The sequence below is a fragment of the Photorhabdus sp. RW14-46 genome (genome assembly GCF_963887965.1).
GTDB lineage: Bacteria > Pseudomonadota > Gammaproteobacteria > Enterobacterales > Enterobacteriaceae > Photorhabdus > Photorhabdus laumondii.
In genome coordinates this window covers 201060-214807 of the sequence record NZ_CAWPHH010000004.1, presented here as the reverse complement: position 1 = coordinate 214807, position 13748 = coordinate 201060, and the positions used below count along the sequence as shown (strand labels likewise).

13 protein-coding genes are annotated in these 13748 nt (G+C 41.6%); 11 read left to right on the top strand and 2 right to left on the bottom strand.

Going from position 1 to position 13748, the window contains the following annotated elements; genetic code table 11:
- The 7 genes from arnT (at position 1) to AACQ38_RS05730 (ending at position 6297) form a co-directional block, all read left to right on the top strand.
- Entirely contained in the window at positions 1 to 1662 is a 1662-nt protein-coding gene (gene arnT, locus AACQ38_RS05760) for a lipid IV(A) 4-amino-4-deoxy-L-arabinosyltransferase (RefSeq protein WP_058588412.1), read from the top strand.
- Positions 1659 to 2000 (top strand): 4-amino-4-deoxy-L-arabinose-phosphoundecaprenol flippase subunit ArnE, encoded by a 342-nt coding sequence (gene arnE, locus AACQ38_RS05755; protein WP_058588413.1) that lies wholly within the window; start codon positions 1659 to 1661, stop codon positions 1998 to 2000. The genes arnT and arnE overlap by 4 nt, the downstream gene beginning before the upstream one ends.
- Positions 1997 to 2377, top strand: coding sequence for a 4-amino-4-deoxy-L-arabinose-phosphoundecaprenol flippase subunit ArnF (gene arnF, locus AACQ38_RS05750; protein WP_058588414.1), 381 nt, complete (start codon positions 1997 to 1999; stop codon positions 2375 to 2377). The genes arnE and arnF overlap by 4 nt, the downstream gene beginning before the upstream one ends.
- A gap of 105 nt (positions 2378 to 2482) precedes the next feature.
- On the top strand, positions 2483 to 2968 hold the full coding sequence (locus tag AACQ38_RS05745; RefSeq protein ID WP_165577650.1) for a C40 family peptidase: 486 nt from the start codon (positions 2483 to 2485) through the stop codon (positions 2966 to 2968).
- Between the two features lie 396 nt (positions 2969 to 3364).
- Entirely contained in the window at positions 3365 to 4390 is a 1026-nt protein-coding gene (locus AACQ38_RS05740; protein ID WP_165577649.1) for an IS630-like element ISPlu3 family transposase, read from the top strand.
- A gap of 504 nt (positions 4391 to 4894) precedes the next feature.
- Positions 4895 to 5824, top strand: coding sequence for a sialate O-acetylesterase (locus AACQ38_RS05735; protein ID WP_165577648.1), 930 nt, complete (start codon positions 4895 to 4897; stop codon positions 5822 to 5824).
- Between the two features lie 179 nt (positions 5825 to 6003).
- Entirely contained in the window at positions 6004 to 6297 is a 294-nt protein-coding gene (locus tag AACQ38_RS05730; RefSeq protein WP_058588417.1) for a type II toxin-antitoxin system TacA family antitoxin, read from the top strand.
- A 100-nt stretch (positions 6298 to 6397) separates the two neighbouring features.
- Here the strand turns inward: AACQ38_RS05730 and AACQ38_RS05725 are convergent, their stop codons facing one another.
- Positions 6398 to 6814, bottom strand: a complete 417-nt coding sequence (locus AACQ38_RS05725) for a flagellar protein FlhE (RefSeq protein WP_242685527.1) — start codon at positions 6812 to 6814, stop codon at positions 6398 to 6400.
- Positions 6815 to 7130: 316 nt separating this feature from the next.
- On the opposite strand from AACQ38_RS05725, the gene AACQ38_RS05720 reads away from it, so the two are divergent.
- Genes AACQ38_RS05720 through AACQ38_RS05705 form a run of 4 tightly spaced genes read left to right on the top strand, consistent with a single transcriptional unit; the run spans position 7131 to position 11822 of the window.
- A complete protein-coding gene (locus AACQ38_RS05720; protein WP_242685526.1) occupies positions 7131 to 7874 on the top strand; it encodes an ABC transporter ATP-binding protein in 744 nt (247 codons plus the stop codon).
- Entirely contained in the window at positions 7867 to 9081 is a 1215-nt protein-coding gene (locus tag AACQ38_RS05715) for an ABC transporter permease (protein ID WP_165577645.1), read from the top strand. Before AACQ38_RS05720 ends, AACQ38_RS05715 begins: the two co-directional genes overlap by 8 nt.
- On the top strand, positions 9074 to 10552 hold the full coding sequence (locus AACQ38_RS05710) for a TolC family protein (RefSeq protein ID WP_058588420.1): 1479 nt from the start codon (positions 9074 to 9076) through the stop codon (positions 10550 to 10552). Before AACQ38_RS05715 ends, AACQ38_RS05710 begins: the two co-directional genes overlap by 8 nt.
- On the top strand, positions 10536 to 11822 hold the full coding sequence (locus tag AACQ38_RS05705) for an efflux RND transporter periplasmic adaptor subunit (protein WP_082302851.1): 1287 nt from the start codon (positions 10536 to 10538) through the stop codon (positions 11820 to 11822). Before AACQ38_RS05710 ends, AACQ38_RS05705 begins: the two co-directional genes overlap by 17 nt.
- Before the next feature lie 84 nt (positions 11823 to 11906).
- Here the strand turns inward: AACQ38_RS05705 and AACQ38_RS05700 are convergent, their stop codons facing one another.
- Positions 11907 to 13706 (bottom strand): formyltransferase family protein, encoded by a 1800-nt coding sequence (locus AACQ38_RS05700; protein ID WP_165577644.1) that lies wholly within the window; start codon positions 13704 to 13706, stop codon positions 11907 to 11909.
- Between the last annotated feature and the right edge of the window lie 42 nt (positions 13707 to 13748).

Genomic DNA, 13748 nt, shown 5'->3' with positions numbered 1-13748 from the left:
ATGTTAAATAACCGGGCGTGTAAGGTGGGGGCTTTTTTGATGGCTCTTTTTTTTGTCCTTACTTATTTATTACCCCTGAATGGCCGCCTATTATGGCAGCCTGATGAAACCCGTTATGCAGAAATCAGCCGTGAAATGCTGCAACGGGGAGATTGGATTGTTCCGTATTTACTGGATATTCGTTATTTTGAAAAGCCTGTAGCGGGTTATTGGATTAATAATATTAGCCAATGGATTTTTGGTGATAATAATTTTGCTGTTCGTTTTGGATCGGTTTTCTGTATTTTTATCAGCGCAATTTTATTATATCGACTTGCTATGATGATGTGGCATAACCGGCATATTGCTTTTGCCACTAGCCTTATCTACATCTCAATGTTTCTGGTATTTGCCATTGGCACTTATAGCGTACTCGATCCGATGTTTTCTTTGTGGGTAACGGCGGCCATGATGTGTAGCTTCTGGGGGTTAAAAACAGACTGTACCAGACGGCGAATAATGGCATATTTGGTGCTTGGTTTGTGCTGTGGTATGGGTTTTATGACTAAAGGGTTTCTGGCATTGGCTGTTCCAGTCATGGCGATGTTACCCATTGTCATTTATCAGAAGCGGGTCCTGCAAATAGTCTACTTTGGCCCACTTGCCATTATTTCGGCGATAGCAATCAGTTTACCGTGGGTGATTGCAATTGCCTTACGTGAGCCTGATTACTGGCACTATTTCTTCTGGATTGAACATATTAAGCGTTTTTCTTCCGATGATGCACAGCATATTGCACCGTTCTGGTATTATATACCCATTCTTATTCTTGGTGTGATCCCTTGGTTGGGATTATTACCTGGGGCGGTGATGAAAAGTTGGAAAGAAAGAAAATCCAATCCTGAAATGTTTTTTCTACTTTGTTGGTTTGTCGTGCCATTATTGTTTTTCAGTATTGCGAAGGGAAAATTGCCAACTTATATCCTGCCCTGTATGGCGCCATTGGCAATGATGATGGCTAAATTTGGTGTCGATTGCGTCAAAAATGGCAAGATGAAGTTACTTAAGATCAATGGAATGGTTAATGTATTTCTTGGTCTGCTGGCGGTAATGGTTCTGTTTGCTATGGAAGCAGTGACAAAACACGCTTTATATCAGCCATCAGAATGGTTTAAATGGGTTTTAGCGATTGTTGCTTTTGGTATTTGGGGAATTATCGGTTATCTGTGTTTTGCGTTGAATGGGAAATATTGGTTATGGACAGCATTTTGCTCCATTGTTGTCAGTTTAGTGATAGGTAATGCTTTGCCTGAAAATACCGTTAATTCCAAATTACCGCAGAACTTTATTAAGTTACACCATCAGGAGCTTGCAGACAGTCGGTACATTCTATCGGAAAGCGTTGGTCTTGCAACCACTGTGGCTTGGGAGATGAAGCGTAGTGATATTTATATGCTTGAGAATTGGGGTGAATTGGAATATGGGTTGAATTATCCAGATAGCCAATATCGATATATCAGCTATAAAGATTTTCCGCAGTGGTTAGAGAAAGCGCGTAAAGAAGGGCGGGTGTCAGTACTTTTTCATTTATATAAAAATGAAAAATTGCCTGATTTACCAAAAGCAGATCAAATTAGTCGCAATTATCGCTTTGCTATTTTGGTTTATGAGAAGCGACCATGATAAGTTTCGCTTTATTGTTACTGATTAGCTTGCTGACATGTGCTGGTCAGTTATGTCAGAAACAGGCTGTGATGAGTTGGCACAGTGATGTTTATCCGCGGGAAGCTGCGCTGAAATGGTTAATAGGCGCTGTGATTCTATTGGCTGTTGGCATGTTATTTTGGCTTCGTTTATTGCAGATATTGCCGTTAGGAATTGCTTATCCCATGTTGAGTATAAATTTTATTATGGTCACTTTGGCGGGGAAATTTTTCTATCAGGAAAAAGCGGGCAGAAAACATTGGAGTGGGGTTGTGTTTATCATGTTAGGAATTTTGCTGATGAGCTTGAATGAATGAAAGGTTATATTTGGGGATTGGTTAGCGTATTACTGGTGACAATAGCCCAGTTATTACTGAAATGGGGTGTTGTCAATTTGCCAGCATTGAACTTTGGTTTGCATTGGTTTGATATTGAGTGGCTGTGGCGTTATCGCCATTCTCTGGTGGTGGTAATGGCGGGTCTGGCTGGATATCTATTATCTATGCTGTGTTGGTTATTTACGCTAAAATATTTACCATTAAATAAAGCCTATCCGTTAATAAGCTTAAGTTATGTTTTTGTCTATTTAATGGCGGCTTTATTGCCTTGGTTTAATGAAACCATCACATTATTGAAAACTGCGGGTGTGATTTTTATTTTGTATGGTGTCTGGTTGATTAGCCGTCCAGAATGAAAAAGAGAATAACTATTTAACTATTTTATTTAAAATACAGACTTGTTTTTTTATTGAGTGCCGGATAGAGTTAGCATGTTTTGCTGATTTTATGAGGAGGGGTTAATGATAATAAGAATAAAAGAGTTACTCTTATTGTGCAGTCTGTTACTTATTGGCTGTTCCAGTCATGTCCCTAGGACTCCGGCTCCGGCGTTAAAGACGGCGCTTTCTGATCCAATCATGGTGATTGCTCAGCTTAGGGAGCAGCTTAATCAATGGCGTGGTACACCATATCATTATGGTGGAATGGATCGTCAGGGGGTAGATTGTTCTGGTTTTGTTTACCGTACTTTCAGTGACCGGTTTGATATTCAATTACCTCGTACGACCGGTGGGCAAATAAAATTAGGGGCCCGTATTGATAAAAGCGATTTAATGCCGGGTGATTTGGTCTTTTTCAGAACAGGTAGTGGCGAACAAGGGTTACATGTTGGTATTTATGATGCCAATAACCAGTTTATTCATGCGTCAACCCATAAAGGTGTTACTCGTTCATCTATGAATAATGTTTACTGGAAAAAAGCTTTTTGGCAAGCCCGGAGAATTTAAATCCGCTTTTATTCGAGAATTGTAAAAATTCTTATTATTAAGATGGCAGTTTTATTTAAATCTCAGTAATTAATGTCAGTAATTTTAATTTTATTAATTGCATTTTAACTATCTAAAAATAATTATTTTATGACAGTAAATTAATTATCCATATTGCATTTAACATGGTAAGGTAATATCTGATTTTGATTTAAGTTATATTATTTAAAAAAGTTTAAAAATAGATAACCAGTTCCTTAATATATAAGGAGCTGGTTGGGATGTTTATTGTTTCGTTATTTATTTATTTATTTATTTATTTATTGCATGAATTACTGGATTAATATTTTTATAGTTTATACCCGTAATCATTGAAGATGCTTGATTTTATCCGAAATGGAGATCATTATCCTCGCTATGAAAATATTTATTACATCAGAACAAAAAATCAAACTTGAACGCCTTCACGACACCACTCGCGATGGTCAGGTACGAGACAGAATAAAAGCTATCCTTCTGGCTTCTGAAGGGTGGAGTTCTGTAATGATAGCCCAGGCATTGCGACTCCATCAGACCACCGTTGACCGCCATATCAGTGATTACCTTAATCAAGGTAAACTTAAATCTGACAATGGAGGGTCTGATAGTTTGCTTTCCCGAGAACAAACTGATTTTTTAATCAATCACTTATCTCAACATCTTTTCCATCACACCCATGAAATCGTGGCCTATGTTGCTCAGCTCTGGAAGATTACCTTTAGCATTCCCGGCATGAATAAATGGCTACACCGTCAGGGTTTTTCTTATAAAAAACCTTGTGGCGTCCCTCATAAATTCGACGCAGAAAAACAGCGACAATTTATTGAATATTATGAGAATCTTAAAGTCACAGCGAAAGACGAACCCATCCTTTTTCTTGACGCTGTTCACCCGACTCAAGGCACCAAACTCGGTTATGGTTGGATGCGAAAAGGCGAGAAAAAAACAGTCAAAACAACAGGAAGCCGGACTCGCCTGAATATATTGGGCGCGCTCAACCTGAATGCCATTGGTCGTACGGTGTTCCAGGAATATCAAACCATCAATGACTACAATATTTGCTGTTTTTTCAATGAAATAAGAAAGTCTTATCCTGACTATCATCAAAAAATTCATCTTATTGTGGATGGAGCGGGTTACAACAAAGCTCATCTTGTTAAGGAGTGGGCTTATGTTAGCAATATTGAGTTACATTACCTTCCTCCCTATAGCCCAAATTTAAACCCAATAGAGCGATTATGGAAGGTCATGAATGAACAGGTTCGAAATAACCGTTATTTCGCGGATAAACATGAATTTCGAGACAACGTCTTCAAATTTTTCACCACAACGCTACCGGATATAGCGGACTCGCTGATGTCTAGAATTAACGACCATTTTCAGGTGCTAAAAACTGCATCTTGAAGTTTCTTGGGTATATAACTATATTTTTAAATGTAGCAATATATTATTTACATATTTGCAATGAAAAAATTTTCATTTTATGACGGAAAACTTAAATATTATTTATTAATCTGGCTTGTTTTTATGAGTTGTATTTTTATTTGCTCGATTAGATTAATAGGTGTATTTTTCATGAGGCGTAGGTCAGTTGTTATATTTCAGCATTTTTTTTGCCAAAGGGGAATACATTGTGAAGTATAAATAATTAACCTATGAAGAACGATATTAGATTTATATTTTTAAGAAAACAAGTAAGAACATAATAATCTGATATCAATAATAGCTAATCAGAGTGGTATTTGTCTTACTTAGAGTGAAAAATATTAAATTAATATTTAAAATAGTTCTATATTCTCGCACCATAAATATGATTGATTAACTAAATAATTTTTATCTTCTAAAGTTAATTATATTTTCCCGAAGAGAATAGACATAATAACTTAAATCATATCAAGAGGAAAACTGATGACAAATAAACAAGATTATTCTCCAGAAATAAAATATTCTCCGTGGGAACCTAATGATGCTCCATTATTTATCATACTTGGACAATCAAATAGTTATGGTCATGGAACGCAATTACCACAAGATGAAGAAATTACACAAGGTTTAAAAAATATATTCACATTATCTCTATCAGAAGTTTACAGCGTTGACTTTCCCGCAATCAACTGGACGGGGCTGACTAGCTTTGGTGATGCCAATATTGGCGCTCCTGTCGGTTTATCTCGTGGCAATCAGGATCACTCAGTCAATGCCGCCAACCGTTTTGCCAAACTCTGGCAAGACCATATTAACCGGGGTAATGCACTTAATTTACCTGATCTTTATGTCATTTTAATGGGGTGGGGCGGTCAGGGCATGTATCTGGATAATCCGCCGGATAACCGCTGGGCTCCTGAACGAGATCCTTGCGATGTGGAATCGCTCTATCCGCGTGCGATCAGAACCTTGCGCATGGCAGTTGAATCACTGCGTAAACTAGGAAAAAATCCTTGCATTTTGGCTGTTCATTGGAACCAGTGGGAAGCAGAGACCGAGAGTTTATTGGCGGCACAGGCATCAGAGCGGAATTTTACCCGCATCATTACGGGTATCAGTGATGCTTTGGGTTCTCGCAGTATACCGTGGAGATTGTATTATCCACTTTCGGTTGCGTTTGATCCCATCAACACCCGTTATGTGCTTGAGGCACTCAATAATGTTATCGCTGATGATCCGCAATACCGAACGCTGATTGATGCACGGAATTCTCCGAACTATACCGGAAAGGCGACTGAGTTTGGCGTTTTTCTGCCTGATAGTCTGCATTATGATGGCAAAACCCAGACATGGTTTGCTCAGCAGGAATGGGAATTGATTTTATCTGGTTATAAAGGGGTTGAACTACCATAGGGTTAATCATCCAAGAGATACCAAGATGGCGGCTAAGGTCGTCATCTATTATCAGGCAAAAATAATACATTCTTGGATGTTCATGTATGCCTTTTCGGCATACATATTGATAAATGTTTATTTTGTTTGTATGCCATAATGACACCATGTTTATATAGACTAAAAATGCAGATAAAATCATGGCTATTAATACAGAACGTAAAGAGATCCATTTAGTTGCAAGAACTTCCACAGAGATTCAAGCGATCATACAAAGGGCGGCTGATTACTCAGGTGCAACACTTTCACAGTTTCTTATTGAATCAGCAATGGAGCGTGCGCGTAACGTGATTGAACGAACTGAAACCTTACACTTTTCGATGGAGGGGGCTGATGCTTTGTTGGCAGCTTTGGAAAATCCGCCAAAAGCAAACTCTAAACTACTTAAAGCCGCGAAGCACTATAAGGATACGGTGAATGTCCGTAATCATTGAAGAGATCATCTAGCAACTTTCTTAGATCCGACAATATTCAAAGCAAATCAGAATTGCCGCCTATAATATTAGCGGCAATCTTTGGAGAGTTATTGAAATGTTATTGCCAACTGACAGTAATTTCTCCGGTTTGACCTGCTATTGGCATAACATTACCGTTTCCAACCTTTAAGGCGAAAAGGAACTGCTGTGCTGGGCTTCTATTATCAAATGCGGCTGTCGACATTCTTCGCGTGCGTGATATATCTATGCAACTGCTGGTATCTCCCTGACAAAGATAAACCGATAAATTCTGAGGCCATCCAACAACATTCCAAGTCCAAGATACATTGTTAATCTTTCCTGTTGCAGGGGGAGAACCGACAATAGGAACATTAACAGTTTCTAAGAAATTTTTGGAATACAGTGTGGGCAAAACAACTGAAGAGTGATAGCTGCCACTTGCCGCTGGTACTGCCTGTGAGAATATAGTTAACAATAAAGCGCTACCAATACCAAATATTTTTTTTAATTTCATAGCCATTACCCCAATATCTGATAATTTTCTATTGCGAGAACTTAGGTATACATTTTGATCTCGCGCCCTGTATCTTCTGAATTTTTATAAAAGTATGTACGCAATGCCAAAGTAGGCAGGAGTAATTTGGGTGGATTAACCCCAAAAAGCAATGGGTGATTTGAAATTATGTTAAGTAAATCTAATATATTTTTGCTGTTCGATGTTTTTGCCTGTTACTTAGACCGTAATCTTTTACAAGAAGATCTTCCCATGATATAAAATCGGCTAAACAACCAAATGGAGTCAGTGATACGTTTAATGGATGTCAAAAACGATGAATAAATCAGCCATGACAGTCATAACTTCCCCATGCCAAGAAGCCCTGATTTGCATGGAAAATATTTGTCGATCTTATCGTATGGGGGAAAAATATTACCCAGTACTTGATAAAATATCATTCACTATCATGCGTGGGCAAAGTTGTGCAATTGTCGGCGCTTCTGGTTCGGGTAAAAGTACTCTACTCAATATTCTTGGTTTACTGGATCAACCCTCCTCTGGATATTTTCAGTTTAGTGGCGTTAATATAACAAATGTTACTCCTAATGAACGGGCGAGAATAAGAAATCAGGAAATTGGTTTCGTATTTCAGAGTTTTAATTTACTTCCCAGAATGCAGGCATTAGATAATGTGGCGCTACCATTGTTATATCGTGGATATTCTCGTTCTCTCGCTCGGCAAGAAGCGAAATACCAACTTGAATTGGTTGGTTTGGCTGGTCGTATTTACCATCGTCCGGCTGATCTCTCCGGGGGACAGCGGCAACGTGTTGCTATTGCCAGAGCTTTGGTCGGTAAGCCTTCCCTGATTCTGGCGGATGAACCGACAGGCAATCTCGATAGCGCTACAGCGCGTGATATTATGGCACTTCTTCTGTCATTGAACCGTGAGCAAGGCGTGACGCTCGTCATGGTTACACATGATGAAGAAATAGCCAAAAATATGCAGCGCTGTCTCTATGTTAATGATGGGCGGCTTTCCGAAACCGATCTGTGGTTGGATAGCCTCGATGCTTAATGTGAATTCTGGTCGCTACGGTTTTTCCTTCGCGCAGGCCCTGCGTGAATCACTGGGTAGTCTGCGTCTGCTAGGAAGGCGCTCTTTGCTTGCTTTACTTGGTATTGCCGTGGGATGTGCTTCTGTCATTGCACTTTTAAACATCGGTCATAATGCTGTTAATGAAGCGATCAGCACTTTTAAAAGTATGGGAAGCAATATCTTGGTTGCTCATTTTAGTTTTATTCCAGGTGCCGATGTCAAACCCGCGCCATCTACGCTGGATACTCAGGCGCTGACGCGTACAATACCGACTATCACACATGCTGCGCCCATCACATTATACTCAACCCGCATACGCTTCCAAGGGAAAGGGATCGATACGAATATTACCGGTACATCCTCTGATCTGGCGGCGGTGTTGGATTTACAAATCGAGCAGGGGCGTTTTCTATCGGACTATGATCGCCAAACGACCTATGCCGTGCTCGGAGCGAATATTGCCAAACAATTAAAAGTCGCTAATCAACCTATTCGGATAGGTAGTCAATTGCAGATTGGGGAATATCTGTTTGAAGTTATAGGCATTCTCGCTGTTCAGGGACCGAACCCTTTACTCCCCGGTTCTATTGATGATTCCGTCATACTGCCTATCGAAGCAATGCGGCGGTTGCGGCCTGCACCAGAAATTGGCAGCGTTATTGCCAGAGCACGTGACACAACAACGCTAAACAGTGATGCGGTGTTGTTACGTGACTACCTTGTTTCATTATCAAAAGGTCGTCAGGTTGAAGTTGAGATCCCGAAACAATTGCTTGATGGATTGACGCGTCAGGCAAAGACATTTTCTTATTTGCTCGCGGGCTTAGGGGGAATTTCCTTGCTGGTGGGAGGTGTTGGCGTGATGAATGTCATGCTGATGAATGTTTCGGAACGCAGGCGTGAAATTGGTGTTCGTATGGCTTTGGGAGCTCGGCCTATGGATATTGGTATACTGTTTATGTTGGAGGCTGCCATTCTGGCAATTGCCGGTGCAATGGTTGGTTCATTATTGGGGATTACGGCGGGATACCTATTTGTAAAATTTTCGGGCTGGGTATTTACGTTATCCCTATTCTCTTTGCCTCTGGGTATCGCCAGTTCATTAGTGATTGGTCTGTTTTTCGGTATCAATCCGGCATTAGCGGCTGCCAGATTACAACCTGTAGAGGCACTTCGTGATGATTAGCCAAATTTTTCAACGTGTTATTGGCATCATCATTGCCTTGATAATAGCTGTATTTGTCAAACAAGCGTTAGCGGAGCAGTTGAATCCATCACAGGCAACCATGCCTGCAACGAATACAATTTCACTTAATCAGCAAACTATTGGTCTGACACTCAGTGATGCAATCTATTTAGGGTTACGAAACAATCGTTCGATTCGCAGTGCTTATCTGGATCGAATTGCACAGAAATTCGATTTACGCGTTGCTGAAGATCGCTTTACGCCAAAGTTACTGATTAATAGCCGTTATATTGCCGCTCGTAATCAAAGTGATCGCTATCGCCAGAGTGAGATTACACCCACCTCTACGCTGTTTGGAGAATATGGTACTCGATTCAGTCTGTCTTGGACGAATCGGACGACATGGGCAGACAATGCAGGTCGTAGCCGTAATGATGGTGTTTCATTCTCAGTTATTCAGCCTTTGTTGCGTGGTGCCGGCAAAGATGTGGCGACAGCACCTGTGCGTCTTGCTCAATTGATGGAGCAGACAAATCGTTTGAACCTAAAAGCGACGGTATCCCAGACTATCACGCAAGTTATTATGGCTTATCGTGGATTGTTGCGTGCTCAAGAACAATTACAAATCGCACGTGATGCTCTTGAGCGTTCGCGTCAACTGCTGGAGGTTAACAAGGCTATGATTTCCGCAGGTAGAATGGCAGCTTTTGAGATTGTCCAGACGGAGGCTGATGTTGCAATGCAGGAGCTGGCTGCGGAGGAAGCGGCTAATCAATTGGATACCAGTCGTTTAGAATTGCTGCGATTACTCGCCTTAGACTTACAAACTCAGATAAAGGCTACTGACAGATTGGAAGCTAAGCGTGTAGATATTAACCTGCTGCAAGCGCAACATTTAGCACAAGAGCAACAGCCATCGTACCTCACTCAATTGATTACGGCGGAGCAGGCGGCAATTAACCTGACAGTTGCCCGTAACGAACGTTTATGGGATGTCTCTTTAGTGGGGGGGGCCAGTCAGGTCCGTGATCGAACAGGGTCAAGCCGTTCTCGTAATTGGGAAAATTACGCTGGTGTTCAGGTAGAGATACCCATTGGCGATTTGAGTCAGCGTCAGGCGGAAGTGCGGGCGCGGGTTGATGTTCAGAACCAAGACATTCGCCTTGCTGAGGCAAAACAGTCACTAGAACGTAATGTGGGTAATGCGGTACGCGATATTGGTACGCGTTGGCGTCAATATGAGATTGCACAGCGTGCCAGGGATCTATCTCTGCGCAAGCTGGAGATTGAACGTGAAAAATTGACAGTGGGCCGCTCCAGTAACTTTCAAGTTTTGAGTTTTGAAACCGATTTGCGTAATGCAGAGAATGTTCGTCTCAATGCGTTGATCACTTACTTAAATGCACAAGCGGATTTGGACGAAACATTGGGTACTACGTTAGGGAGTTGGGATATTGCACTTAACGACTAAGATCAGGGGACTTGCCCGTTTCAGATATAAGACTCGTTGGCTCGTGACACTTGCTGTTGCATTAGTCATTGGGGCTACCATTGCTTATGTTTTCCTTTCTTCTTCAACTGATACATCATCATCGCAACGGTGGCTGCATGTTGAACCTCAACGGCTCGAAAATCGTCTTGGGTTGGTTGGTCGTATTCAGGCTGCAACCAGTTTGACGATTGCCGCGCCATTTGATGGTGTTATTGCTGAAGTGATGGTAACTGAAGGCCAGCGCGTTAAGCGTGGGCAATCCCTGTTGAGCCTTGATACGACACAGTTAGACATTCAGTTGCGGCAGGCGCTTGCGGAACTGTTGAAAGCCCAAAAAACCGTACAAGATTTGGTGGGATGGGAGAACAGTCAGGATGTTGCTAGGGTACGTAGAGCTTTAACGAATGCTCAGTTAAGTTTGAGTGATACCGAACGTAAGCTAACCGATACCCGGGTTTTGTTCGAGCGTGGCATTGTTCCCCGTATGGAGGTTGATACCCTGGAGCAGCAGGTCAGAGTTCAACAGCTCGATCTTGCCGCCGCTAAGGCGGAACTGAGTGTTGCTCTCGACAAAGGTACAGGGGAGAATCGCCAGATTGCTGATATGGAATTAGCGAATGCTCAATCGCGTTATCAGGCGCTTCAGGCCCAGCAAGCCCAACGTGAATTGATTTCTCCTTTTGATGGCATTGTTATTCGCCCACAGGTATCGGAATCAGATAAGGCGTTATTTATTCAAAAGGGGACACGTGTCACTCAGGGAACACCTCTGTTAGGGGTAATCAATTTGGAGCAAATTCAGGCGGTAGCGCGTATTGAAGAGGCTGACCTTTATCAGGTGTATGAAGGAATGCCGGTTGAGATCACCGGCGATGGTTTTGCTGGGCTATCTCTACGGGGGCAGATTAAGACAATTGGTGTACAAGGGAGTTCAAAGGAGATGCAGGGAGCGGGTGTAACCTATGATCTATTAGTGGCGATTGATCCTCTTACTCCTGAACAGCGGCAGCGTATCCGGCTGAGTATGAGTGCGAAACTGGCTATTGTCACCTATCGCAATGAGCGTGGATTGGCCTTGCCAGCCGAGGCATTACATACTGGTCCTGATGGACGAACTTTCGTCACTTATCGCCGCGAATTAAACGCACAAACCCAGCAGATTGTCGTGACACCGGGGCATGCCGTTCTTCAAGGTGTGGAGGTGATGGGGTTGGAGGCTGGTTATGTTGAAGTTCCTGTGCAGAAATAACTGACTCAACCTCATTGATCTTTTGCGGCACCCTCGCATTGGCCGAGGGTTTACGGCCGTTTTTTCTAATTTTGGGGCAATATCTCACCGTGAAAATTCGTATATTGGAAGTTCATTTGCAACAATATTTAAATTTTTCGAGTCTGCAATGACATTTGAAAATAGCGCCAGATCAGATGCCACATGTTCAATATTATTTACTGCAACTAATTTGCTGTTATATATGAAGCGGAAATTTCCTTTATTTTTATCAATCTGTAATGTCATTATTTCTCCGACAATGGCATGTTCCTGTATGGCATTTTTGTTCGTTATATCTTCACTGTAATCAGCGATGACAGAAATACCAATCGGCCACGGACGGTTGTTATGTAATGGATTGATTGCGCGTAATACTGGCTGTCTGGAGACCATATCGCAGGGATAAACTCTATTTTTTTCAAGTAATTGCTGTTCAGACGATATTGAATTTAAAATCTCTGTAAGACGTTGCTGTAAATCGATATGGATCTCCATTGGGATGATCATGGCGAAAAAGGAGGGCCATTTTGAAGAATGAACAGCATCTTCTGCTTGCGCCCATCCGACTTGAAATTGAGTATCATTTGATGTGTGAGCCAAATAGATAAACCAAGCGCATATAATATGTTGAACGAGCTCAGTTGAAATAAGAGAGCTATGATTGAGTACTCTTTTCCATTCAGACATATGCCAATCCGGTATTTTATCTATCGTTGCCCGCAACCTAAAAGGCAGCATTGGTGTTGAAAAACGCGCTAGTCTTTTTTGCCAAAATAGCTCTTGTTCGGTAAGTTGTTCATGTATATCTGTTAACGTCTTAATATCTGATCTTGCAATTGTGGGGAGTTGATCACCAATTTCAAGTTTGCATTGATTGGCTAAGATGAGTGCATTTATTGGGTTGCCACGGCTATTAACAAACGAAATACGTATATCTTCACTACTTGTAGTCATTAGCCAATGGTCCTCGCTAATACCTAACAATGTACCTGGTTTGTGATCGGAACGTGTATACATCACCTGTAGTGTACCTATCGCTACCAGGCGATCTCTCAGCAGAACTTTAGGTAATGTTAATGGGTTAGGATAGTAAACTCCGAAAGTTAAAGATCTGACCAAAGATGACAATTCCTGAGCTTTTTTATTCCACAATAGACAACCAGCAGCGTCTGGTCGGCGACGTCTTGAGAAAAAACTGCGGTTATCAGGATCTTGCTGTCGGCGGGGTATGTCACCATTCTCTAGGTTGTTTAATAGTTCGGTAAATCCTTCGATAGCAGCTTGGTAACATTTAAGATTTAGTGAAAGTGCAGTGTCGGTATTTTTAATATCAACATGACGCTGTACAACAATATCGCCACTGTCGACCATAGATCCAATTAAATGCCAGGTAATAGCATATTGAGACTCACCAGCAAGGATAGCCCAAGAAGTGGCATGAGTGCCGGCATAGTGTGGTAGAGGTGCGTCGTGGTAGTTGAAAGCACCTTGAGAGAATTGATTGATTAATAGAGCAGGGAGAATAACTGGATTGACTATGGAAAAAAGCCAGCATATTGATTGAGTTTTGGAGAGCGTCAAGAGATCTTCTCGTGCTTCAACACAGTGTATATTTTGAGAAGTTGCCCATTCGGAAAACAGAGATTCCGTGGGAAAAATGGCCACAATTATGTATCCGGCCGCTTGAAGTTGTTGAGTACAACGTATCGCAAGTGTTGTACCACCGATGACGACACAAGATCGAGCTTCTCCAGTGGGGGGGTTTACAATTTTGCACTTTTTAACTTTTAGTGTGTTATTGGTTAGTGTGTTATCGGTGCTATTTTTTTTCTCTTGTGTTGAAGATGTGAATTCGCCGGGCATGTTATCCCCTTTATCATTATTGAGTGGAGGGATTTGTTTGAG

Excerpts from the sequence above, each read along its gene's own strand:
- arnT (WP_058588412.1), top strand. The coding sequence starts at position 1 with ATGTTAAATAACCGGGCGTGTAAGGTGGGGGCTTTTTTGATGGCTCTT.
- arnE (WP_058588413.1), top strand. The coding sequence starts at position 1,659 with ATGATAAGTTTCGCTTTATTGTTACTGATTAGCTTGCTGACATGTGCT.
- arnF (WP_058588414.1), top strand. The coding sequence starts at position 1,997 with ATGAAAGGTTATATTTGGGGATTGGTTAGCGTATTACTGGTGACAATA.
- AACQ38_RS05745 (WP_165577650.1), top strand. The coding sequence starts at position 2,483 with ATGATAATAAGAATAAAAGAGTTACTCTTATTGTGCAGTCTGTTACTT.
- AACQ38_RS05740 (WP_165577649.1), top strand. The coding sequence starts at position 3,365 with ATGAAAATATTTATTACATCAGAACAAAAAATCAAACTTGAACGCCTT.
- AACQ38_RS05735 (WP_165577648.1), top strand. The coding sequence starts at position 4,895 with ATGACAAATAAACAAGATTATTCTCCAGAAATAAAATATTCTCCGTGG.
- AACQ38_RS05730 (WP_058588417.1), top strand. The coding sequence starts at position 6,004 with ATGGCTATTAATACAGAACGTAAAGAGATCCATTTAGTTGCAAGAACT.
- AACQ38_RS05725 (WP_242685527.1), bottom strand. The coding sequence starts at position 6,814 with ATGAAATTAAAAAAAATATTTGGTATTGGTAGCGCTTTATTGTTAACT.
- AACQ38_RS05720 (WP_242685526.1), top strand. The coding sequence starts at position 7,131 with ATGAATAAATCAGCCATGACAGTCATAACTTCCCCATGCCAAGAAGCC.
- AACQ38_RS05715 (WP_165577645.1), top strand. The coding sequence starts at position 7,867 with ATGCTTAATGTGAATTCTGGTCGCTACGGTTTTTCCTTCGCGCAGGCC.
- AACQ38_RS05710 (WP_058588420.1), top strand. The coding sequence starts at position 9,074 with ATGATTAGCCAAATTTTTCAACGTGTTATTGGCATCATCATTGCCTTG.
- AACQ38_RS05700 (WP_165577644.1), bottom strand. The coding sequence starts at position 13,706 with ATGCCCGGCGAATTCACATCTTCAACACAAGAGAAAAAAAATAGCACC.